This is a genomic window from Pseudomonas sp. ITEM 17296, from assembly GCF_028895205.1.
In the GTDB taxonomy this organism is placed as follows: domain Bacteria; phylum Pseudomonadota; class Gammaproteobacteria; order Pseudomonadales; family Pseudomonadaceae; genus Aquipseudomonas; species Aquipseudomonas kermanshahensis.
Genome location: NZ_WJRS01000006.1, coordinates 181320 through 200372, shown reverse-complemented (window position 1 = coordinate 200372; position 19053 = coordinate 181320). Strand labels below are relative to the sequence as shown.

At 62.6% G+C, this 19053-nt stretch carries 18 protein-coding genes and 1 pseudogene; 10 read left to right on the top strand and 9 right to left on the bottom strand.

Features of this window, described 5'->3' with window-relative positions; genetic code table 11:
• Window positions 1-30: 30 nt before the first annotated feature.
• The 5 genes from GIB19_RS09835 to GIB19_RS09815 all read left to right on the top strand — a co-directional run bounded on the left by GIB19_RS09835 (window position 31) and on the right by GIB19_RS09815 (window position 6210).
• A complete protein-coding gene (locus GIB19_RS09835) occupies window positions 31-1641 on the top strand; it encodes an ABC transporter substrate-binding protein (protein WP_099429355.1) in 1611 nt (536 codons plus the stop codon).
• A gap of 62 nt (window positions 1642-1703) precedes the next feature.
• Window positions 1704-2621: an ABC transporter permease gene (locus tag GIB19_RS09830; protein ID WP_274885346.1), complete on the top strand. Its 918-nt coding sequence runs from the start codon at window positions 1704-1706 to the stop codon at window positions 2619-2621.
• Between the two features lie 11 nt (window positions 2622-2632).
• Window positions 2633-3472: an ABC transporter ATP-binding protein gene (locus GIB19_RS09825; protein WP_099429354.1), complete on the top strand. Its 840-nt coding sequence runs from the start codon at window positions 2633-2635 to the stop codon at window positions 3470-3472.
• 10 nt (window positions 3473-3482) lie between these two features.
• On the top strand, window positions 3483-4256 hold the full coding sequence (locus GIB19_RS09820) for an ABC transporter ATP-binding protein (protein ID WP_027593225.1): 774 nt from the start codon (window positions 3483-3485) through the stop codon (window positions 4254-4256).
• Between the two features lie 142 nt (window positions 4257-4398).
• On the top strand, window positions 4399-6210 hold the full coding sequence (locus GIB19_RS09815) for a glycosyl hydrolase family 28 protein (protein WP_099429353.1): 1812 nt from the start codon (window positions 4399-4401) through the stop codon (window positions 6208-6210).
• Here GIB19_RS09815 and GIB19_RS09810 read toward each other — a convergent pair.
• A complete protein-coding gene (locus GIB19_RS09810; protein ID WP_099429352.1) occupies window positions 6198-6941 on the bottom strand; it encodes a FadR/GntR family transcriptional regulator in 744 nt (247 codons plus the stop codon). The two genes, GIB19_RS09815 and GIB19_RS09810, sit on opposite strands and share 13 nt — an antisense overlap.
• Window positions 6942-7038: 97 nt before the next feature.
• On the opposite strand from GIB19_RS09810, the gene GIB19_RS09805 reads away from it, so the two are divergent.
• A complete protein-coding gene (locus GIB19_RS09805) occupies window positions 7039-7740 on the top strand; it encodes a FadR/GntR family transcriptional regulator (protein WP_274885345.1) in 702 nt (233 codons plus the stop codon).
• A gap of 64 nt (window positions 7741-7804) precedes the next feature.
• Entirely contained in the window at window positions 7805-8266 is a 462-nt protein-coding gene (locus tag GIB19_RS09800) for a phosphotransferase system, HPr-related protein (RefSeq protein WP_099429350.1), read from the top strand.
• Window positions 8267-8401: 135 nt separating this feature from the next.
• Here GIB19_RS09800 and GIB19_RS09795 read toward each other — a convergent pair whose 3' ends face one another.
• Genes GIB19_RS09795 through GIB19_RS09780 form a run of 4 tightly spaced genes read right to left on the bottom strand, consistent with a single transcriptional unit; the run spans window position 8402 to window position 12247 of the window.
• Window positions 8402-9349 carry a lysylphosphatidylglycerol synthase domain-containing protein gene (locus tag GIB19_RS09795; RefSeq protein WP_274885344.1) on the bottom strand — a complete coding sequence of 316 codons (948 nt, stop codon included), beginning with the start codon at window positions 9347-9349 and terminating at the stop codon, window positions 8402-8404.
• Window positions 9349-10551: a cardiolipin synthase ClsB gene (clsB, locus tag GIB19_RS09790; protein ID WP_027593231.1), complete on the bottom strand. Its 1203-nt coding sequence runs from the start codon at window positions 10549-10551 to the stop codon at window positions 9349-9351. The genes GIB19_RS09795 and clsB overlap by 1 nt, the downstream gene beginning before the upstream one ends.
• Window positions 10548-11333: an endonuclease/exonuclease/phosphatase family protein gene (locus GIB19_RS09785; protein WP_027593232.1), complete on the bottom strand. Its 786-nt coding sequence runs from the start codon at window positions 11331-11333 to the stop codon at window positions 10548-10550. The genes clsB and GIB19_RS09785 overlap by 4 nt, the downstream gene beginning before the upstream one ends.
• The gene (locus GIB19_RS09780; protein ID WP_274885342.1) at window positions 11330-12247 is read right to left on the bottom strand and encodes a DUF72 domain-containing protein; all 918 of its coding nucleotides are present in this window, start codon (window positions 12245-12247) and stop codon (window positions 11330-11332) included. Before GIB19_RS09780 ends, GIB19_RS09785 begins: the two co-directional genes overlap by 4 nt.
• Before the next feature lie 215 nt (window positions 12248-12462).
• Here GIB19_RS09780 and GIB19_RS09775 point away from each other — a divergent pair, with 215 nt between their 5' ends.
• The 3 genes and pseudogenes from GIB19_RS09775 to GIB19_RS09765 all read left to right on the top strand — a co-directional run bounded on the left by GIB19_RS09775 (window position 12463) and on the right by GIB19_RS09765 (window position 13723).
• Window positions 12463-13014 (top strand): ATP-dependent Clp protease proteolytic subunit, encoded by a 552-nt coding sequence (locus GIB19_RS09775; RefSeq protein ID WP_099429346.1) that lies wholly within the window; start codon window positions 12463-12465, stop codon window positions 13012-13014.
• Window positions 13015-13207: 193 nt separating this feature from the next.
• Window positions 13208-13363 (top strand): annotated as a pseudogene (locus GIB19_RS09770) (general stress protein); the annotation flags it as partial.
• Window positions 13364-13453: 90 nt separating this feature from the next.
• Entirely contained in the window at window positions 13454-13723 is a 270-nt protein-coding gene (locus GIB19_RS09765) for a DUF6555 family protein (protein WP_027593236.1), read from the top strand.
• A gap of 54 nt (window positions 13724-13777) precedes the next feature.
• On the opposite strand, the gene paaZ is transcribed toward GIB19_RS09765, so the two are convergent.
• The 4 genes from paaZ to GIB19_RS09745 are packed head-to-tail and all read right to left on the bottom strand — an operon-like array spanning window position 13778 to window position 19003.
• Window positions 13778-15832 carry a phenylacetic acid degradation bifunctional protein PaaZ gene (gene paaZ / locus GIB19_RS09760; RefSeq protein ID WP_274885340.1) on the bottom strand — a complete coding sequence of 685 codons (2055 nt, stop codon included), beginning with the start codon at window positions 15830-15832 and terminating at the stop codon, window positions 13778-13780.
• Between the two features lie 38 nt (window positions 15833-15870).
• The gene (locus tag GIB19_RS09755) at window positions 15871-17103 is read right to left on the bottom strand and encodes an OprD family porin (RefSeq protein WP_274885339.1); all 1233 of its coding nucleotides are present in this window, start codon (window positions 17101-17103) and stop codon (window positions 15871-15873) included.
• Window positions 17104-17135: 32 nt separating this feature from the next.
• A complete protein-coding gene (locus GIB19_RS09750) occupies window positions 17136-18698 on the bottom strand; it encodes a cation acetate symporter (RefSeq protein ID WP_099429343.1) in 1563 nt (520 codons plus the stop codon).
• Window positions 18695-19003 (bottom strand): DUF485 domain-containing protein, encoded by a 309-nt coding sequence (locus GIB19_RS09745; RefSeq protein WP_027593240.1) that lies wholly within the window; start codon window positions 19001-19003, stop codon window positions 18695-18697. Before GIB19_RS09745 ends, GIB19_RS09750 begins: the two co-directional genes overlap by 4 nt.
• Window positions 19004-19053 lie beyond the last annotated feature (50 nt).

Below are 19053 nucleotides of genomic sequence, written 5' to 3'. Positions count from 1 at the left end.
TTGCATAACTATAAAAAGAAGGACGCCCACATGAAGACTGCACTTCCCCCGCTGCATATGAGCCTGCTGGGTGCAATCCTGGCCTTGGCGCCGATGGCCGCCGTGCAGGCCAAGACCCCTGCCGACCAGTTGATCGTCGGCATGAGCATGGTCAACCTGTTTTCCATCGACCCGGCCAATGCGCCGGGCCTGGATGCCTCCGGGGTCAACGCCAACCTGTACGACACCTTGGTCAAGCGCGACCAGGGCAACCCGGAAAAACACCTGCCACAGCTGGCCGAACGCTGGGACATCAGCGAAGACGGCAAGCAGATCACCTTCCATTTGCGCACCGACGTCAAATTCCATTCCGGCAACCCGCTGACCGCCGAGGACGTGGCCTGGTCGTTGTACCGGGTGATGAAGCTCAACTTCGGCCTGGCCACCACCTGGAAGGCCTACGGCTACAACGTCGACAACATCCAGGCGCTGATCCGCGCCACCGATGCACAGACCCTGGTGGTCGACTTGCCACAACCGACCGACCCGCTGCTGCTGATCGACTCGCTGGCGACCTCGCCCAGTGCGGTCATCGTCGACCGCCTAGAAGTGCTGAAGCACGAGAAAAACGGCGACCTCGGCGCCGCCTGGCTAGTCACCCATGAAGCGGGTAGCGGCCCGTTCACGCTGGCCAAGTGGAGTGCCAACGATGCGTTGGTGATGAACCGTTTCGACGGCTACTGGGCTGGCCCGGCGAAAATGAAGCGGGTGCTGGTGCGGCACATGACCGAGTCGCAATCGCTGCGCCTGATGCTCGAACGCGGTGACCTGGACCTCGCCTACGGCATGGCCGCACCGGATATCAAAGCCGTCGAGCGCTCTGACCAGTTGCAGGTGCAGCCGTTGCAGCGCGGCACCATGTACTACGTGGCGATGAGCATGAAGCAGCCCGAGTTCGCCAACCCGAAGGTGCGCGAAGCTGTGCGTTACCTGATTGATTACAAAGGCATCGACGAACAGGTCATGCCGCATTACGGCATGCTCAACCAGCAGCCGATGCAACTGGGCCTGGACGCGCGCCTGCCAGACCCTGGCTACCGGCTCGATGTGGCCAAAGCCAAGGCGTTGCTGAGCGAAGCCGGCTACCCGCAAGGCTTCAGCACCACCCTGCGGACGCTGTCCGAACCGCCCTTCATCGACATTGCCGCGCGCATGCAATCGACCCTGGCCGAAGGCGGCATCAAGGCCAGCATTGTCACCGGCACCGGCAACCAGGTGTACGGCGCCATGCGTGCGCGCAACTTCGAAATGATCGTGGCCCGTGGGGCCGAGCGCTACCCGCACCCGTACTTCAGCCTGCGCACCTTCGTCTACAACCCCGACAACAGCGATGCCGCCGGGCTGCCCAACTTCCAGGGCTGGCGCGCATCGTTCTTCGACCAACAGCTGAATGCGCTGATCGACCAGGCTGGGGTCGAGCGTGACGCCGGCAAGCGCCTGAACCTGTACCACCAGGCACAGCAGCGTTACGACCAACAGGTCGGCCCGATCATGATGATCTCGCAGATGACCGACACCGCCGTCAGTGCAGTGGACGTCAAGGGCTTCACCGGCGATGACGCCGAGGCGACCCGTTACCTGGGCGTCTACAAGCAACGCTGAACACTGCCGAGGGCGTCTGCGGGCGCCCCAGGTGGCCATGATTTCACATCGAGAACATGCCGATGATTGCCAACCTGTCTTCTACCGTTTCAAGCGACAAGCCGCAGGCCGACAACACACCTGCGTCCAGTGTCGATGCGCTGTACAAAAGCAGCCTGCGGGTGCTGCGCCACCTGCTGCGCAACCCGATGACCCTGGCTGGCCTGCTGGTGGCCTTGCTGCTGGTGGTGGTCGCCGCCTTCGCGCCGTGGATCGCCACCCATGACCCGGTCGTGCAAAACCTCGCCAACGCCCTGCAGGCACCCGGTGCCGCGCACTGGTTCGGCACCGACGAGTACGGCCGCGACATCTTCAGCCGGCTGGTGTATGGCTCACGTATCACCCTTTACATCATCACCCTGGTGACCGTGATCGTCGGCCCGATCGGGTTGTTCATCGGCACGGTGTCGGGGTATTTCGGTGGCGTCGTCGACACCGTGTTCATGCGTATCACCGATATTTTCATCTCGTTCCCAAGCCTGGTGCTGGCGCTGGCGTTCATCGCCGCGCTCGGCCCTGGCCTGGAGCATGCCGTGGTCGCCATCGCGCTGACCTCATGGCCGCCGATCGCTCGCCTGGCGCGGGCCGAAACGCTGTCGCTGCGCAAGGCTGACTTCGTCGTTGCGGTCGAGCTGCAAGGCGGGTCGTCGACGCGGATCATCCTGCGCCACATCGTGCCGATGTGCCTGTCGTCGGTGATCATCCGCCTGACCATGAACATGGCCGGCATCATCCTTACCGCAGCTGCATTGGGCTTTCTTGGCCTGGGCGCGCAGGCGCCGTTGCCGGAGTGGGGCGCGATGATCTCCACCGGCCGACGCTACATGCTCGAATGCTGGTGGCTGGTGGCCGTACCGGGGGCCGCGATCATGCTGGTGAGCCTGGCGTTCAACCTGTTGGGCGATGGCCTGCGGGACATTCTCGACCCGCGTAGCGAGTAACTGGAGGCTTTATGTCGACGCTCAAACTCACTGTCGATTCGCTCAATGTGCGCTTCGTCAATGGCAAGAAAGAAATGCACGCGGTACGCGATGTGTCGTTCACCTTGGGCCGCGAGAAGCTCGCCATTGTCGGCGAGTCCGGTTCGGGCAAGTCCACCGTCGGGCGCAGCCTGCTCAAGCTGCACCCCAATAGCACGCAGATCACTGCCAAGGCCCTGCAGTTCGGCGATGTCGACTTGCTCAGTGCCAGCGAAAAGGCCATGCAGAAGATTCGCGGCCAGCGCATTTCGATGATCATGCAAGACCCCAAGTACTCGCTCAACCCGGTGGTCAAGGTGGGCGATCAGATTGCCGAAGCCTACCTGGCGCACCACAAGGCCAGCCGCAGCGAGGCCCGCGAACGGGTCTTGCTGATGCTGGAAAAGGTCCATATCCGTGACCCCAAGCGGGTCTACAACCTGTACCCGCATGAAGTCAGCGGCGGCATGGGCCAGCGCATCATGATCGCCATGATGGTCATCACCAACCCGGAGGTGATCATCGCGGATGAGCCGACCTCGGCACTGGATGTGTCGGTACGCCAGCAGGTGCTCAATGTGCTCGAAGAACTGGTGGTGGAACAGCAGATGGGGCTGATTTTCGTCAGCCACGACCTCAACCTGGTTCGCAATTACTGCGACCGGGTGCTGGTGATGTACGCCGGGCGGGTGGTCGAGTCGCTGGCCGCCTGCGACCTGCAATATGCCGAACACCCCTATACCCGTGGCCTGCTGGCGGCCCTGCCGAGCATGGACAACCGCCGCCCACGCCTGCCGGTCCTGCAACGCGACCCGCTGTGGCTCACCTGCTGAGGGAACTGACATGAGCATGATCCAAGCACAATCGCTGAACCTGAGTTTTGGTGTGGGCGCCGCCTGCAACCAGGTGCTGCACGATGTCGACCTGACGGTCGAAGACGGCGAGTCGTTCGGCCTGGTAGGCGAGTCGGGCTCGGGCAAGACCACGGTCTTGCGCTGCCTGGCAGGGCAGTACCGGCACTGGAGCGGGGCGCTGAGCATTGCCGGCGTCCCGCTGCAGCACAAGTTGCCCAAGGAGCACTTTCGCAAGGTGCAGATGGTGTTCCAGGACCCTTACGGTTCGCTGCACCCGCGGCACACCATCGACACCGCGTTGCGCGAGCCATTGACCATTCATGGCCTGGGCGAGCGCGATGACCGCATCAACGACATCCTGGTCAAGGTCGGCTTGAACGACAGCTTCCGTTACCGCTACCCGCACCAGCTGTCAGGCGGGCAACGCCAGCGCGTGGCGATCGCCCGGGCGCTGATTCTCGAACCCCGGGTGTTGCTGCTGGACGAGCCGACGTCGGCGCTCGATGTATCGGTGCAGGCAGAGATTCTCAACCTGCTGGCGGACCTGCGTCAGCGCGAGAAACTCACCTACCTGATGGTGACCCACGACCTGGGTGTGGTCAGCCATTTGTGCGACAAGGTCGCGGTGATGCAACAGGGGCGGATTGTCGAGCGCCTGGACAGCCAAGCCTTGAGCCAGGACCTGGCCAGCCACGACTACACCCGCATGCTGGTGCAGGCCAGCCGCGATTTCAGTGCTGAATCAGTACGTAACGTCAGCTGACACACGCTTTGTGTAGGAGCAGCCTTGCGCTGCGAAGAGGCCGGTATTACCCACCGTTTTCTTTGGCTGGGATGGCCTCTTCGCAGCACAAGGCTGCTCCTACAACGACTGTGCATAGCGCTATAACAAGGAAGATAACCCCATGCCGCATGCAAACACCGCGACCACCCGATCACTGCTGACTGTCCTCGCACTCGGCTTCAGTTCACCCCTTTGGGCACTCGAAGCGCCGAGCAAAATCCTGGTCCCGACGCTGGCCTACGACGACCAGCAGATAATCCTGGTCTGGGAGAAACCCGCCGACCTTGCCGACATCGCCGATTACCACGTCTACGCCAATGGCAAGCTGCTCGGTGGCAGCAACGCCAACAACGGGCTCGTGTCCCCGGCCAAACCCTATATCGACCGCTTCTACGAGCAGGACACGCGCAATTTCCACCACCGTATCGCCATCCACAGCTACACCGCAGTTGGCCTGGCGCCCGACACCGAATACCGCTTCACCGTGCGTTCGGTGGACCACGCCGGCAAGGAATCGGCCGACAGCCCGGTAATCGTCCAACGTACCACCGCCGTGCCGGCACTGTTCGACGTGCGCCACTATGGCGCCAAGGGCGACGGCCAGACCCTCGATACCGCCGCCATCCAGAAGGCCATCGACGCCTGTACCGTCGGCTGCAAAGTGCTGCTGCCAGCAGGTACCTACAAAAGCGGCTCGCTGTACCTCAAAAGCAACATGACCCTGGAAATCGCCGAGGGCGCGACCCTGCTCGGGTCCGAGCGCGCCGAAGACTACCCCCGCGATGGCTATATCCAGTACCCGTACTCCACCACCGTACGCCCGGCCTCGCTGATCAACGCCTTGCCGCGTGACCCGCGTGCGCACCAGGCATTCGAGAACATACGCATCGTCGGCAAGGGGGTCATTGATGGTAATGGCTGGAGGCGCAACGCCGACATCGTTGATGAACGTGGCCAACCGCTGCCGTTCTACCTGCCGAGCGACAACACCCGCTACCTGCAGGACGGCGTGCTGGCCAAGGCCCAGGTCGCTCGCGCCGTGGCCGAAGGCATGAACGTCAAGGACGCCTATGGCCAAATGCGCTCGTCGCTGGTCACCTTGCGCAACGTCAAGAACGTGTTCTACGGCGGCTTCACGGTCCTCAACCCGGCTTATCACGGCATCATGAACCTGGAGACCGAAAACGTGGTGCTGGCCAACACCACGCACAAGACCTACGACGCCAACAACGGCGATGGCATCGAATTCGCCAACAGCCGCGGCGCATTGGTGTTCAACAACTTCTTCGACACCGGCGATGACTGCGTCAACTTCGCAGCCGGCACCGGCGCCGATGCGGTCAAGCAAAAGCCCCAAGAAGACGCGTGGATCTTCAACAACTACTTCCGCAAGGGCCACGGCATGGTCGTGGCCGGCAGCCACACGGGGGCGTGGATCCAGAACATCCTGGCCGAAGATAACGTGTCTGACGGCACCGATACCGGCTTACGCATGAAGAGCACCAATTTCATGGGCGGTGGCGCGCGTAATGTGGTGTTCCGTGATTCGGCGATGCGCAATACGGTCAAGCAGGCGTTCATCTTCACCCTCGACTACAACGACCCGAACGCCAAGCTGGACTACAAGAAGTCGACCATCGCCGGCCAGTTCCGCGATGTGCGGGTTAGCAATGTCACGGTCGAGAATGCCCAACTGGCGGCGATCGAGGTCAAGGGCGACAGCCTGCACGGCGCTTACCACCAAGGCCTGTCCTTCGAGCGGGTGCGTTTCAGCGGGCCGGCCAAAGCCAAGATCGATGGTTTGAAGGGCTCACGGTTCGACACGGTCCACTTCAGCGAAACCGGCAGTGCCAACCCGTGGCAGGTCAGTGCCAGCGACGGGTTGGTCTTCGAGGATGTGCAACCGGCGCCTGAAGCGGCTCACTCGCTGTAGACCGCCTGGTGTTTCTGCGCCTCGCGCAGGCGCATGCGGCTATTGCTCAAATGCAGGAACATGGCTGCACGCGCCGCATCGACCTGCTTGCTGACGATGGCGTCGAAGATTTGCTGGTGTTCGGCGTTGATCCCCGCCAGGTAGGTGCTGCGGTTGCTCTGCCCGGTATAGGCGGAGTTCATGCGGGTGCGCGGGATCAGCTTGGTGCCCAGGTGTTTCATGATGTCGATGAGGTACGGGTTGCCGGCCGCTTTGGCGATCTTCAGGTGGAACTGGAAGTCGGCGTTGGTGGTACTGCCCGACTTTTCCGGGCCTTGCAGCAACGCGTGCAACGCTTGCTCCAGCTCGTCGATGGCCTGTGGCGTGGCCCGTTCGGCGGCCATGCCTGCAGCCTGGACTTCCAGGCTTAGGCGGAACTCCAGCAGGTCGAGGACGTCGGACAACAGCACAATGGTAGCGGGCCCGACGTTGAAGCCTTCGGGGGCCGGCATGTCGAGGACGAAGGTGCCGACGCCATGCTGGGTCTCGACCAGGCCTGCCGCCTGCATGCGCGACAAGGCATCACGCACTACCGAGCGACTGACGCTTTCGGCGGCCATGATCTGCGTTTCGGTGGGCAGTTTGTCGCCGCGTTTGAGGGTGCCATCACGCATGCGTTGGGCAAAGCGTTCGACCAACGATTCGGCCAGGCGGCGAGGTTTGATTCGGGCAATAGCCGTGAGGTCAGACATCATCGTGCTCTTGTGAGATCAGCGGGCATTATAGTGCGTTTTGACGTAAAACTGCGGTTACAATCGTTCATCGTCTGGTTTTTGAATGGATCCTCTGATGGAGCGTGTCAACCCTGAACGACGTGTCAGCCTGGCCCAGCAACTGGTGCTTGAACTGTCGCGTAGCATACTGGCCGGCGAGCTACCGGCGGGCACCAAGTTGCCGACCGAACAAGCCTTTACCGAGGCGCGCAAGGTCAGCCGTACCGTGGTTCGCGAAGCGATGTCGCGGCTGCAGGCAGAGGGCCTGGTCGAGACCCGCCGAGGCATCGGCACGTTCGTGGTCGACACCACCCGGCCAGGCGACTTTCAGGACAGCCCGCATGAGAAGGGCAGCGCCCTCGATGCGGTGGCGCTCATCGAATTGCGCCTGAGCCTGGAGGTGGAGTGCGCCGCGCTTGCTGCGCAGCGTGCTACGTCAAGCCAGTTGCAGGCCATTGCCGACGCCTTGGGCGAAGCCAATGCCGTGGGGCCGTTGCACCAGGACAGCACGCGCATCGTATTCGAGTTTCACCTGCAAATTGCCCTGTGCACCGGCAACAGCTTCTTTATCGATGCCATGCGCCACCTGGCCGATACCCTGATGCGTGGCCCGCAGAGCAACGTTACCCAACAGCAACGCGCACAACAGGTGCGTGAGCGCGAGCAGATTCATGCTGCACTCGCGCACCAGGACGCCGATGCCGCCCGGGCAGCGATGCGGCTGCACCTGACCAATGAACTGCACCGTGCGCAACAAGCGGCCCAGCCCCCGGCGTAAAAACTCTGAATTTTCCCGTGGTGAGCGCAGTCGACCGTGTATAGCCCACTGACGGAGTACGCACATGTCTCGCCCCGATGAACCCAAGCTTTACACACCTACCGAAATCGACGACACCGAAGACCGCATGGGCAGTGTCCATGAGCTGGACTTCAGTGACCGTCACGACGAACGCGAAGGGCGGGTGGGCGACGAACGACCTGCCCGTGAAGATGAGCAGGAGTTTCCGCCACAGCGCGTCGCCGAAAGCGGCATGACGGGTGGCGAAGCGTTGAGCGACAGCCTGCACGAAGACAACGTCACTTATGACGACATGAGCCCGGATACCTTGCTGGACGAGACCGGTGCTCGCGACCCGTTTGAAGAGGGTGACGGCGAAGGGCCGGCAGACCAGTCGTTGCGGCAGGTCAATGCTAATGAGATTGGCGGTGGTTTTGGGCTGGATGAGGCTGAACTGGCGCGTTCGGCGCCATTGGACGGTGAGCCGTGGACCGATGATGTGGTTGATGAGGAAGATAAGTCCTAATTGATTGGGGCCGCTGCGCGGCCCATCGCCGGCAAGCCAGCTCCTACAGGAGAACGAGATTCCTTGTAGGAGCTGGCTTGCCGGCGATGGGCTGCGCAGCAGCCCCAATTCCCCGCGCCGATGCCCTGTAGAGCGCTAGGCCGGATTATCACGCTGGCGCATCGCCTTGGCGCGTTTCTCCAGAATCAGGTACGTGATCACTGCCAACAGTAGCGGAAGCAGGTAATACAGCGTGCGATACCCCAGCAACGCCGCTACCAGCGTGCCCTGTTGCATCTGGCCATGCAGCAACGCCAGAAACACCGTCTCAAGCACGCCAAGCCCAGCCGGGATGTGCGCAACCACGCCCGCCACGCAACTGATGAGCAGTATCCCGAGGATCGACGGGTAGAAGGCTTCGCCAGGCAGCAGCCAGAAGATCAACAGGGCCATCAACGCCCAGTTGCTGGCGCCAAGGGCAACCTGGGCCAGCGCCAGACGCCAGCCAGGCAAGGTGACTTCGTGCTCACGCCATTGCCAGGTGCGTTTTTTCGCAAAGCCGCAGGCCAGCAAGTAGCCGATGGCGATTGCCAGCAAGCCAAACCCGATCAGTTGCAACCCCGTTGCCCCGACTGCCCAGCTGTCCGGCAGGTCTACTAGGCGCAGGGCAAACACTGTACCGGCCAGCACCATGTAGCCCATCCAGTTGGTGAGTAAGCCAAGGGTCAGGATGCGGGTAATGGTCGCGGTATCCAGACCTAGCCGGCCGTACAGCCGATAACGCAACGCGACGCCGCCCACCCAGGTGGTGAAGTTGAGGTTGAACGCATAACAGACGAAAGCCACAGGCAACACCTGCCTGGCAGGCAGGTTGTGGCCTGTATAGGCACGCGCCAGCAGGTCGTAGCTGGCAAACGTCAGGTAGCTGAACAGCGCAACCGCCAACCCGATCGCTAAAGTGCCAGGCTTGTAGGCCAGCAGCGACTGGCGCACCTCGTTCCAGTCCAGGTTGCGCGCAAGCATGAACAGCAAGGCTGGAATCAACAAAAGGAAGAGCAAGGTGAACAGGCGCTTGGCCCAGATTTGCCAACGTTTACCCGCCATCACGTCTGGCCCTCATGCATATCGCCGTGGGCTTCCACCTCCGGCTGCACCGAGCGCAGGCGCTGGCGGTGCGCCGGGAACCAGCCGGCAATGCGCGGAAAGTGACGTATGGCGTGGAAGCACAGAAAAATCAGCGGCGCCCGCCACCAGTAACCGCGGACCATGCGCTCCAGGGTGACGGCCTTGCACTGTTCGCTGGCCAGCGACTGCAGGTGCTGATGCAATTGTTGGTTGAAGCCGTGATCGCGGATGAACAGGTTGGCTTCAAGGTTCAACGACAGGCTCAAGGGGTCGAGATTGCTCGAGCCGACAGTGGCCCACTGGTCATCGACCAGCGCGACCTTGCCATGCAAAGGCCGGCGGCAGTATTCATGAATGTGCACACCGTCACGCAGCAGGTAGTTGTACAGCAGCCGCGACAAGGCCCGCACCCAGCGCATGTCTGGCTGGCCTTGCAAGATCAAGGTCACGTCCACCCCACGCCGCGCCGCATTGCGCAGCTCCCGCAGCAACCGGTAACCCGGAAAGAAATAGGCATTGGCCACCACGATACGCTGCCTGGCAGCGCGGAAGGCTTGCAGGTACTGGGCTTCGATGGCCGTTCTGCGCTGGCCATTGTCGCGCTCGACCAGCAGGGCAGTGATAGCCCCGGTGGGCTCGGTGACAGGCCGCACCTCACTGGGTGGCTGCAGCACAGGGGACATCAGGCGACGGCTGGTGGCATGCACCTGCGCAACCACCGGGCCGGTAACCTCCACGGCATAGTCCTGCTTGGCCATGGGGCCGTAGTCGCCCAGGTGATCGGCACTGTAGTTGATACCGCCGATGAACGCGCGCTGCCCATCGATGACCACGATCTTGCGGTGCAGGCGGCGGAACAGGTTGGTGCGCATGCCCACCAGCCTGGGCTGTGGGTCGAAGGCATGAAAGTTGACGCCGGCTTCGGTCATGGCCGAGATGAACGTGTCGGGCAGGTCGGCAGTGCCGTAACCATCGACCGCCACTTCGACGCGCACGCCGCGCTGCGCGGCGTCTATCAGCACCTGCTGCAACTGCTGGCCGACCTTGTCATCAAAGATGATGAACGTCTCCAGCAAAATTTCCTCCCGCGCCTGGGCCATCGCTTCAAACACGCGCGGGTAATACTGTTCGCCATTGATCAACAGCTGCACGCTGTTGCCCTCTAGCCAAGGTCGGTTCATAGGCTGATCTCCGCAGTGAGGGGGGCATGGTCGGAAAGGTGCGACCATGGGTACTTCGACAGCACCTGCGCCTTGCTCGGCATAGCATTGCGCAGGTAGATGCGGTCAAGCCGCAGCAGCGGCAGGCGCGCCGGAAAACTGCGCGCCGGGGTGCCGAAACGCTCGCCAAAGGCTTCGACCAGGTGTTCGGACAGCGCCACATCCGCTTTCAGGCGCCAGTCATTGAAATCGCCGGCAATGATCACCGGCGCATCGGGCGGCAAGCTGTCGAGCAGCTCCAGCAACAGGCGCACCTGGCGCTGGCGGTGTGATTCCCGCAGGCCCAGGTGCACGCACACTGCATGCACCTCTTTATGCCCAGGCACCTCCAGGCGGCAATGGAGCAGGCCACGCTGCTCATTGCCGTCGATGGAAACATCCCGGTTGTCGAACTGGCTGATGGGGAATTTCGACAGCAAGGCATTGCCGTGGTCGCCATGGGGGTACACAGCGTTACGGCCATAGGCGAACTGCGGCCACATGCTGTCGGCCAGAAACTCGTACTGCGGCGTTTCCGGCCAGGCTGCGTGGCGCTCGGCATGCTGCTGGTGGCTGCCGTGCACCTCCTGAAGAAACACCAGGTCGGCGCCGGTGGCGCGCACGGCATCGCGCAGCTCAGGCAGGATGAAACGCCGGTTGAAAGCGGTGAAGCCCTTGTGCACGTTGAGAGTCAGCACGGTCAGCCTTTGCACCGTGGTGACGTTGTCGATGATGCAGCGCGGTGTGGGCAAGGTCTTGTTCACAGCTCAACCTCCGGGTCGACACCGGGTTCGGTGAGCAGGTCATAGTCCAGCTTCAACTTCTCCAGAAGGCGCCGGGCATCGTAGGGCGCATGGACCTTCTGGTCGTTGTCGAAGTAGCAGTAGATATCACGCGTGGCCCGTTTGGGCGGTGCCCCCGGTAGCACGGTGTGTGCGTCGTCTGCCTGGCTGCCTTGGCTCCAGCGCAGAATGCGCTGTTTCCAGCGGCGCAAGGCCTGCGCCGTGTAGCCACTGCTGTAGAGCTCCACATCACCGTGCAGGCGCATGTAGACGAAATCGGCCGTGACATCTTCGACATAGGGCCATTTCCCTGCACTGTCGGCCACGACCAGCGCCACACGGTGTTTGCGCAACAGCTTCACGAAGGCTTCGCAAAGAAAGCTCTCGTGGCGGATTTCCACGGCGTGGCGCAAGCGTGCGTTGCCTTTGATGTCAGTTCCGCCATTGCCCTTGAGCCGCTCGTCACACCCTTGTGCGCATTCGCGCGCCGCTTTTCGGTTACGCGGCAGCAGCGCCAGAAACCGCGCAAAGCGTGCTTCGTCGAACTTCATGTTGGGTGGGAACTGCCACAGAAACGGGCCCAGCTTGTCGCCCAGCAACAAAGGCCCGGAAGCAAAGAAATTGGCCACCGGCGCTTCGATGTCCTTGAGCCGCCGTACATGGGTGATGTAGCGCGGTGCCTTTACCGAGAATACAAAGCCGTCTGGCGTCTCCTCACGCCACCCCCGATACCGTTCGGGCGTCTGCAGGCTATAGAACGAGCCATTGATCTCGATGCTGTTGACTGCCCGCGAGGCGAACGCGAGTTCACTGTCCTGGCGCAGCCCTTTGGGGTAGAAATCCTTGCGCCAAGGGCCATAGCGCCAACCTGATATACCAATACGGATCTCGCTCACGCTGCCTTCCTCATTGCCAGCTTTTTGAGAGGTCGCTCTGAAGGTGCGACTGATGCGCGGCTGTGAGGTTCAGCACGGTTGACCAACGGGGAATACACGCAGAGTTGAACTTTGCCGCAGTTGGCGTCTCCACCGCATAGCGGGTGCAAAAGACGACTACACCCCATGACGGATTGGCCATTCACCGGCATGAACCGCCAACCCTGGAGGCAAACATGGCCAGACACATCATCCATTTCACCGGGCCGATCAACTCATCCACCTGCGGCAACCTGATCAACACCTGTTCGCGCGCCATGCAGCAAGGCGCACAGCTGCTGCAACTGAACATCGCGACCATGGGCGGGGAGTGCAGCTATGGGTTTACCTTGTACAACTTCCTGCGGGCGCTGCCGATTCCGCTGCATACCCACAACCTGGGGACGGTGGAATCGATGGGCAACATCCTGTTTCTGGCGGGCGAGCATCGCACCGCCTGCGCGTTCAGCAAGTTCTTGTTTCACCCTTTCCATTGGACGCTTCACGGGTCGGTCGACCACGCCAGGATGGCCGAATACGCCATGAGCCTGGATTACGACCTGCGGCTGTACGCTCAAATCGTGGCAGAGCGAACCCAAGGCAGTGCCGAAGTGCTGGACGTGCCACGTTACCTGATGGCCTACCCGCGGATACTGGGGCCCGAGGAGGCACTGGAGAGCGGGCTGATCCATGCCATCGACGAACTGCCGATCGAGTCCGATTCCACCCAGTGGAGCGTGCATGCCTAATGCCACCACGCAAGCATTTGGCCTGGGGGCGTTTGGCACCACCCGTCAGCCGTGTGCAATTCGATTGAGCATTGCCCGTATTTGCTGGCTCGGAATCAAGGTACGGCCCAGCAACCTTTCCATCGCAAGGAGATATCACATGGCGCGTGATCAAGAACGTACCAGCCAGCGCGGCGGCACCAAGGAAACCAACTCGGGCAATTTCGCCAACGACCGGGAAAAAGCCTCCCGCGCAGGGCACAAAGGCGGCAAGGTGTCGGGTGGCAACTTCGCCAATGACCGTGAACGCGCCGCTGAAGCCGGCCGCAAGGGTGGCCAGAACAGCCATGGCGGCGGACGGCGACCGTAGCGATTGACCTAGGTTGGCAAATTTTTTGAATTTTCTGGCACTGCCCAGATCAATCAAAAGGTCATCCATGGAGAAGAGGAGGCCCCTGCGATGCCTGGTCCACAGCTGTACATCATCGACTACCAACTGCATGGCCAACCGCGCAGTTTCATCATCCGCCTGGAACGGTTGGACAATGCCGAGGCCTGGCATTGGGCCAGCTGTGATGCGGGCATCGGCATCATTCCGAAATTCGGGCGGGAAAAGATCAAGAAAGTCAGCAGGCCAATGGCCGAACGGTATGGGATTACCGCCGTGAGCTGGCGTATTTCCGGGAGCAAGCCCAATCAATCGGTGGGTGACCCAGCCGTGGTGGGTTGATGAATGAATGAGCGATGGGCTGCGAGGCAGCCCATCGTTTGGCAGGTAGGCTACTCAGTCAACCTTCTTCAGTACCAAGGTCAGAATGTCATAGCTGGCCACCAGCTCACCCAGCTGGTTGGTAACCTCAACGTCCCACGCCACCACGCCTTGCGGCTGCCCCAACGGGCTGGCCTTGCCCTGGTCGATCTTGCGCTTGCAGGTCAGGCGCGCCTGGATCGTGTCGCCAATGCCTACAGGGTTGATGAAGCGCAGGGTATCCAGGCCGTAGTTGGCCAGCACCGGGCCGGCGCCAGGGGATACAAACAGGCCTGCCGCTGCCGACAGCACGAAGTAGCCATGGGCGATACGCTTGCCAAACTGCGATTCCTTGGCGGCGATCTCGTCGAAGTGCATGTAGAAGTGGTCACCCGACAAGCAGCCGAAGTTGACCAGGTCTGCCTCGGTTACCGTACGGCGGTGGGTTAACAGTGACTCGCCGATACGCAAGTCCTGGAAGTAGCGACGGAACGGGTGCACTTCGCTCTCGATCACTTCTGCGCCGCGCACGTACTCGCCCGTTACTGCCGTGAGCATGCTCGGTGAGCCTTGTACGGCCGCACGCTGCAGATAGTGCTTGACTGCGCGCAGGCCGCCCAGCTCTTCACCGCCACCCGCGCGGCCGGGGCCGCCGTGCTTGAGTTGTGGCAGCGGCGAGCCATGCCCGGTGGATTCCAGCGCGGCTTCGCGGTCCAGCACCAGCAGGCGGCCGTGCCAGGCAGCCGCCACCGGGATGGCTTTGGCGGCAACGGCGCGGTCGGCAGTGACCAGGGTCGCCACCAGGCTGCCCTTGCCGCGGGCAGCCAGGGCCAGGGCTTCGTCAAGGTCATCGTAGGCCATCAGCGTGCTGACCGGGCCGAACGCTTCGATATCGTGCGCACCGCCTTCAGCGTGTGGGTCGCGGGCCTGCAGCAGGGTCGGCGCAAAGAACGCGCCTTCGGCAACACCCTCACCACGCGGCGCGAAACCGTCGCTGGCGCCGAACAACTGGTCGCAGCTCTGCAGCAGGCTGCGTACACGCTCGCCGACGTCGCGCTGCTGATCATGCGAGGCCAAGGCGCCCATGCGCACGCCTTCCACTGAAGGATCGCCCACCACCACCTTGCTCAGGCGCTCGCGCAGGCGGGTAGCGACGGCATCGATATGCTTGGCAGGGACGATGGCGCGGCGGATGGCGGTGCATTTCTGCCCGGCCTTGGTGGTCATTTCGCGGACCACCTCCTTGATGTACAGGTCAAACTCTTCGCTGTCCGGGGTCACGTCCGGGCCGAGAATCGCGCAGTTCAGCGAATCCGCTTCGGCGGTGAACGGTACCGAGTTGCGGATCAGGTTTGGCGTCACGCGCAGTTTGGCGGCGGTATCGGCGGAGCCGGTAAAGGTCACTACATCCTGGCCCTGCAAGCGGTCGAGCAAGTCGCCGGTGCTGCCGATCACCAACTGCAAGCTGCCGTCGGGCAGCAGGCCCGACGCGTTCATCAGGCGCACCACGGCTTCAGTCAGGTAGCTGGTCGAGGTAGCGGGCTTGACGATGCACGGCATGCCGGCCAGGAAGGTCGGGGCGAACTTCTCGAGCATGCCCCAGATTGGGAAGTTGAACGCGTTGATGTGCACGGCGACCCCGGCACGCGGCACCAGGATATGGCTGCCGGCAAAGTGGCCTTGCTTGCCCAGCGGTATGGCCGGGCCTTCGTGCACCAGGTTGCCGGAGGGCAGTTCGCGGCTGCCGATGCCGGCATAGGCGAACAGTGTGGCGTTACCGCCTTCGATGTCGATCCAGCTGTCGGCGCGGGTGGCGCCACTGTGGTGGGACAAGGCGTACAGCTGCTCTTTGCGCTCGGCCAGGTACAAGGCCAGGGCCTTGAGGCGGGCGGCGCGCTGTTGGAAGTCCATGGCCATGAGGGCGGCCAGGCCACGGGCGCGGGCGAAGTCCACGGCTTCGGCGAAATCCGGGCGCTCTTCATGGCTGTAGGCCAGAACGTGACCGTTCAAGGCGCTGCGCAGGGCCTGGGCGCCGTGCTGGCCGATCCAGCGACCGGCAATGAAGCTTTGCAGGGTTGGGGCGTCAGACATGCTGTTCTCCATGCTGTTCTAATGGGGGAAGGGCGCTGTTACCACAGCGCCAAGGTGTAGCCGATGATCAGGCGGTTCTCGTCCACGGCATTGGTCAGGCCATTGCCGGAACGGAAGGTGACGTTGCGCCAGCGCAGGCTGACGTCTTTGAACGGGCCGCTCTGGATGACGTAGGTGAGGTCGGTGTCGCGTTCGCGCTCACGGCCGTTGCTGACCGTGGCGGTCTCGGCGTGGCGGCCGTCGGTGTAGCGGGTCATGAAACTCAGGCCCGGGATGCCCATGGCGACGAAGTCGTAGTCGTAGCGCACCTGCCAGGAATCGAGCCCGGCGCGGGTGAAGGTGTTGTAGGTCACCAGGTTGACCGTGAACGGGTCGCCGCCGTTGACGAAGGGGAAGGCGCTGTCGCCGGACATCTGTTGCCAGGTGGCGGTGAACTTGTGCGCCCTGACGCCGAGGGTGAACATGGCGTTGAAGTTACGGTTGTCGATGTTGCCGGCGCGTTCGGCGCCGTCGTTACGGCTGTCGAAATAGCGCAGGTCGCTGCGCAGGCTCAGGCCTTCGCCCAGTGGGCGGGTATCGACCAGGCCGACGAACTGCTGGCGGTAGATGTCTTCGAGCTTGGCGTAGTAATAGCTGACGCTGGTCTGCGGGGTGATGGCGTAGCTGCCGCCGCCGAAATCCAGGTGGTCGCTGCTGGCTGCGCCGTAGCCCATGTCATCGCGGCCGGACGAATCGCGCAGGTTGGCCTTGGTGAGGCGCCCGGCGTTGACGGTGAGGCCATTGAGCTCCTGGCTGGTCAGCAGGCCGCCCTGGAACGTGGAAGACAACAGACGGGTGTCGTTGTACACCACCACCGGCAGGATCGGCTGCAGGGTGCCCAGGCGCAGGGTGCTCTTGGAAACCCGTGCTTTACCGGTCAGGCCCAGCTCGCTGTAGTCATCGACAGGCTCGTGGCTGTTCGGGCCAAAGGGCAGCAAGCCGGTGTTGCGGCGCTCGCGGCTGGAATCGAGCTTGAGACCCAGCTGGCCCATGGCGTCCACGCCGAAGCCCACCGGGCCTTCGGTGAAGCCGGACTCCACGCGGGCGGTAAAGCCTTGGCCCCATTCCTCGGCCTTGGCCTGCGGGGCATTGCTCTGGCGGAAATCGCGGTTGATGTAGTGGTTGCGCAGTTCCAGGCGTGCATGGCTGTCGCTGACGAAGTCGGCCATGGCCGGCAAGGGCAGGGCGAGCGTGGCAAGCCAAGCGGCAGTAGAGAAGCGAGTGCGGTTCATTGTTGTTATACCCGACATGGTTGTTCTCGAAGTCAGTGCTTGCTGGCGCCGGCAGCGCCGATACCGGTCATGGAGCGAATGAACTGCGCCAGGTAGCGACCACGCTCCTCGCTGGCACGCGCGGAGGTGTCGGTGACCGAGAACACCCAGGCGCCGAAAAACGCCAGGCTCATCGAGAACAGCGCCGGGTTGCTGTAAGGGAACAGCGCCTGTTCGTTGTGCAGCACGTTGACCCACACTGCCGGGCCGAGTACCACCAGCACCACGGCCGAGAGCAAACCGGCCATGCTGCCGCACACTGCACCACGGGTGGTCAGGCCCTTCCAGAACATCGAGAGCAGCAGCACCGGGAAGTTGACCGATGCAGCCACGGCCAGTACCAGGCCGGAGAGGAAGGCGATGTTCTGCGACTCGAACACCAGCCCCAGCACCACTGCCAGCAAGCCGATCACCAGGGTGGCGATACGCGAGACACGCATTTCTTCCTGTTCAGTGGCCTGGCCTTTGCGTACCACGCAGGCATAGAGGTCGTGGGAAACCGCCGAAGCGCCGGACAGGGCCAGGCCCGCCACTACCGCAAGAATGGTGGCGAAGGCCACGGCAGAGATGAAACCCAGGAACAGGTTGCCACCCACTGCCTGGGCCAAGTGCACCGCGACCATGTTGCCGCCGCCGATGATCGCGCCTGCCGCATCGCGGTAGGACGGCTCGGTGCCGACCATGACGATGGCGCCAAAGCCGATGACGATCAGCAGCAGGTAGAAGTAGCCGATGAAACCGGTGGCGTAGAACACACTCTTGCGCGCCTCCTTGGCATCGCTGACGGTGAAGAAACGCATCAGGATATGCGGCAGGCCGGCAGTGCCGAACATCATGCCCAGCCCCAGGGAAATCGCATCGATCGGGTTCGACAGCAAGCCACCCGGCGCCATGATCGCCTGGCCCTTGGCATGCACGGCCACGGCGCTGGCAAACATCGCTTCGGTGCTGAAGCCAAAGTGCTTGAGCACCATGAACGCCATGAAGCTGGTGCCGGACAGCAGCATCACGGCCTTGATGATCTGCACCCAGGTGGTTGCCAGCATGCCGCCGAAGGTCACGTAGGCGACCATCAACACCCCGACTAGCATGACCGCGTACAGGTAGCTGATGCCGAACAGCAGCTCGATCAGCTTGCCGGCCCCGACCATCTGGGCCACCAGGTACATCAGCGCGACGACCAAGGTGCCGAATGCCGAGGTCAGGCGGACTGGGGTTTGCGCCAGGCGGTAGGACACGACGTCGGCAAACGTGTACTTGCCCAAGTTGCGCAGGCGTTCGGCGATCAGGAACAGGATGATTGGCCAGCCGGCCAGTACACCCAGGGCGTAGAGCAAGCCGTCGTAGCCGTTCATGAACATCATGGCCGAGATGCCCAGGAAGGACGCTGCGCTGATCATGTCGCCGGCGATCGCCAAGCCGTTCTGCATGCCGGTCAGGCCGCCGCCCGCGGTGTAGAAGTCACTCGCCGAGCGGGTCCGCAATGCGGCCCAGCGGGTTACCAGCAGGGTGAAGCAGACGAACACCATGAACATCGAAATGGCAGTCCAGTTCATTGCGCGCACTCCTGCTTGACCTTGTCGTTGAGCGGGTCGAGCACGTTGTTGGCGCGGTGCACGTAGATGCCGGTGAGGGCGAACGACAGCAGCACCATGAGCACGCCCACCAGCATGCCAACGGTGGTCACGCCACCGCTGAGCGATTGGCCGAGGGTGCTGGGGGAGAACGCCACCAACAGGACGAAGCCGTAGTAGATCACCAGCATGGCCAGGGTCAGGGTGCCATTGAGGCGACGTTTGCGCCGGACCAGGTGCTGGAAGTCGGGATGGTTGGCGATGCTTTCTATGCGTTCGGGGGTCATGGCAAGCGATCTCTTGGTGTTGTAGTTGTTTTTTGAGGTCACACAGGTGT

Bases quoted from the DNA above. Each gene is read 5' to 3' on its own strand.
- GIB19_RS09825 (WP_099429354.1), top strand. From the start codon at position 2,633: ATGTCGACGCTCAAACTCACTGTCGATTCGCTCAATGTGCGCTTCGTC.
- GIB19_RS09795 (WP_274885344.1), bottom strand. From the start codon at position 9,349: ATGGCGGGTAAACGTTGGCAAATCTGGGCCAAGCGCCTGTTCACCTTG.
- GIB19_RS09755 (WP_274885339.1), bottom strand. From the start codon at position 17,103: ATGAACCGCACTCGCTTCTCTACTGCCGCTTGGCTTGCCACGCTCGCC.
- GIB19_RS09775 (WP_099429346.1), top strand. From the start codon at position 12,463: ATGGCCAGACACATCATCCATTTCACCGGGCCGATCAACTCATCCACC.
- GIB19_RS09745 (WP_027593240.1), bottom strand. From the start codon at position 19,003: ATGACCCCCGAACGCATAGAAAGCATCGCCAACCATCCCGACTTCCAG.
- GIB19_RS09820 (WP_027593225.1), top strand. From the start codon at position 3,483: ATGAGCATGATCCAAGCACAATCGCTGAACCTGAGTTTTGGTGTGGGC.
- GIB19_RS09810 (WP_099429352.1), bottom strand. From the start codon at position 6,941: ATGTCTGACCTCACGGCTATTGCCCGAATCAAACCTCGCCGCCTGGCC.
- GIB19_RS09800 (WP_099429350.1), top strand. From the start codon at position 7,805: ATGTCTCGCCCCGATGAACCCAAGCTTTACACACCTACCGAAATCGAC.
- GIB19_RS09830 (WP_274885346.1), top strand. From the start codon at position 1,704: ATGATTGCCAACCTGTCTTCTACCGTTTCAAGCGACAAGCCGCAGGCC.
- GIB19_RS09765 (WP_027593236.1), top strand. From the start codon at position 13,454: ATGCCTGGTCCACAGCTGTACATCATCGACTACCAACTGCATGGCCAA.
- clsB (WP_027593231.1), bottom strand. From the start codon at position 10,551: ATGAACCGACCTTGGCTAGAGGGCAACAGCGTGCAGCTGTTGATCAAT.
- GIB19_RS09835 (WP_099429355.1), top strand. From the start codon at position 31: ATGAAGACTGCACTTCCCCCGCTGCATATGAGCCTGCTGGGTGCAATC.
- GIB19_RS09815 (WP_099429353.1), top strand. From the start codon at position 4,399: ATGCCGCATGCAAACACCGCGACCACCCGATCACTGCTGACTGTCCTC.
- paaZ (WP_274885340.1), bottom strand. From the start codon at position 15,832: ATGTCTGACGCCCCAACCCTGCAAAGCTTCATTGCCGGTCGCTGGATC.
- GIB19_RS09750 (WP_099429343.1), bottom strand. From the start codon at position 18,698: ATGAACTGGACTGCCATTTCGATGTTCATGGTGTTCGTCTGCTTCACC.
- GIB19_RS09805 (WP_274885345.1), top strand. From the start codon at position 7,039: ATGGAGCGTGTCAACCCTGAACGACGTGTCAGCCTGGCCCAGCAACTG.